Below are 2,755 nucleotides of genomic sequence, written 5' to 3'. Positions count from 1 at the left end.
AACAAACAGGGTTCAACTCATTTCAGTTCGATAGCTAGATACTAAGACCTAAAACATAGTAACTAAAAGTGGCTAACTTAAACTTGAAATTTTCGGAAGAATTATAATATCAACTAAACAAGCTAACTGTTAATCCAGATTTATGGACTAGCCGTTAGCTTGTTTTTATCGATTATATTATTTAGTTTTATAGAAATCCGTCTGATACGTATACTGATTTCCGTTGGTAATATCATACTGAATTAATTTATAATCTTTCATTATTTGTTTGGTTTCTTTATTCAAAACCTTGGTCGTTATATAGTTACCATCACTATCCATTGTCTTTTGGCGTTCAGACGCTGGTGTTTTTTGCCAAACATCTGTTAACAATGCATAGTAAGGTGATACTTTACTATTAGTCTGCGCTAACATCATCGGGGTAAACATATATGGACTAACAACTTTATTTTGAGACACCACTGGGCTCTTAAAATTACTATAGATAAAGAAATCAGTCTGATGCAATAATTGATCATATTTCGACTGTTTTGAATCATTATCCGTTTTGAAATTATACACAGATGGCAGATGATCACCATAAAAGACAACAGTTACTTTTTTATCAATTTTATTAACCTTATTAATAAATTGTTTTAGTGCTTTGTCTGTAAAACTGATTCCTTGTGTATACGTTTCTAATTCTGCCTGACTGCTCTTTGTCAAATCGCCGGAAACTTTAATCGTATTTTGATAATCATTCGCTAAGTATGGCATATGATTCTGCATCGTTGTTAATTGAATGAATTGACCTTTTTTAGTACGACCAACCTGTTTTAACGTTTCTTTAAAAGCAGAATCATCTGAAATATAATCTGAATTTTGAATTTTTTTAGTGTATGTTAATTTATCATCGCTATCCAAATTATAGAAATGTTGAAACCCAAACTTCTTAAAAACACGATTCCGACTATAAATAGTTGGCGTAAACGGATGAATCGCATTTTTAGTTGAAAAATCATCCATCACTGTTGGAATATTTTTCAGTTTGGGAACTAAATATAAATAAGGAATTGACATACTTGGTGCAAAATTATTCATCGATAAACTCGTCAACGCCTCAAATTCAATATTAGCCGTTCCACCACCGTAACCGTAACTATCCATCAGGCCTGACGTGTTTTTTTGCTTAATCTGATCTAAATAACTTAACGGATTCTGCGATAATTTAACACCGGGTATCCGATTGGGATTGGCTAAACTTTCACTTAAAACATAGATAACAGTTTGATCGCCAACTTTGCCTGTCCGATCTTGATTGATTGTCGTTGCTTCTGTTTCATATTTTTTAACAATCGCATTAACCTTCGCTTGGCTATAACCTTTTGGTTTATCCATTACCTTAACACGTGCCATACTAACCAATCCGACAATTTGTCCATTATACTGCATTTGGACCGACGGTGTTGTTTGAACTGGCTTATATTGAATATCCTTTAAAAATCGATTAAAGGCCGTATCTTGATAATCAGAAAATTTAGGCGTGTAGTCTGGTATAAAATAGGCACATACGCTAAATAGCACTGCCGTCATAACTAAGAATAGGCTCCGTTCATACCATTTAAATATCGCTTTACCTTTCAGACGATATTGGACAAAACCGATTGCACCAATACCAACGACAACAATAATAACCATTAAAAAAACCTGGATTGGTTGAATAATTTTTAATAAATCTGGTATATTAAAAATATTACTAAATTCAATTGGTAGAATTGGCTCATTTCGCGCATTAATTTTTAGCTGATTAGCCACAATATAGATAATCCCAACCAAACTAAAAATCCCAACTGACAAAATTAATCGATTAAAAATAGCTACTATACTGAGATACAATAAGAATAATAATAATAAATTTAATAAATTCAACAGCAATTTATCATGATTAGTGTAAACAATCGTTAAATAATGATAGTTAAAGTTGCTAACTGTCATCCCTAGATATAGAATCAGGGCCGCGATGAAGCCCCCATAGTACGTCCATGTTCTGGACCCCCATCCCTGGTTACCTTTAATAGTCTTATTAATTAATCTTACAACTGCATAGATAACCACGGTAAAAAGAACAGCTTTCCAAAGTACAGTGAACGCATTATCAAATGATGTTATCTTTAATACATACGCACTTATAGCGGGCATCAATAAGAAATGATCAGCTATCAAACAGATGCCAAACAATGTTAGTAATTGTTCTTGATTAACTTGCCACCAACGTTTAGACAATTGCCAGAAGGCCATCATTATGAATAACAGAAAGACGTTATTAGACCCCGTTAAAACTATTTTAGCTAATGCTAGACCTGAATAAAAGCCTAACCAACGATCCAATATAACTATGCCCATTAATATCCCTATTAATAAAGAACTACCAATTTTAACGTTACATAATAACTTTTTATTTGTGATATTTTTTAATCGCAGACAACTAAATACCAACAAATAAATTAATAGTGCCCACATAAAATCGTTAAAGGGTAACATAACGCTGCTTAAAGATGGTATTAATCTAACTAACATAGGTGCTACTGCAAATAAGGCTAAAAACACACTATCCAATATCAATAGCGCTTGATTCTTAATGTTATCCAATCCGTTATTCAAATACGGACTAAGTAAACTGCTCCTATCCTAGTATTTGGTACATAAATTTCTGAACAGTTGTGCCATAATTAATAAAACAAGATAGGAGCATTCCAATGAAACGATATCAAGATGA

At 32.6% G+C, this 2,755-nt stretch carries 1 protein-coding gene; it reads right to left on the bottom strand.

Features of this window, described 5'->3' with window-relative positions; all coding sequences use genetic code 11:
* Nucleotides 1-177 precede the first annotated feature (177 nt).
* Nucleotides 178-2,382, bottom strand: a complete 2,205-nt coding sequence (locus LFUMFP_RS08705) for an LTA synthase family protein (RefSeq protein ID WP_158697738.1) — start codon at nucleotides 2,380-2,382, stop codon at nucleotides 178-180.
* Nucleotides 2,383-2,755: the final 373 nt, after the last annotated feature.

Origin of the sequence: Latilactobacillus fuchuensis (genome assembly GCF_900258455.1) — a bacterium.
Taxonomy (GTDB): domain Bacteria; phylum Bacillota; class Bacilli; order Lactobacillales; family Lactobacillaceae; genus Latilactobacillus; species Latilactobacillus fuchuensis.
The sequence above is the reverse complement of the archived record's forward strand: the minus strand, read 5'-3'. Positions and strand labels throughout refer to the sequence as shown.

Bases quoted from the DNA above. Each gene is read 5' to 3' on its own strand.
- LFUMFP_RS08705 (WP_158697738.1), bottom strand. From the start codon at position 2,382: ATGGGCATAGTTATATTGGATCGTTGGTTAGGCTTTTATTCAGGTCTA.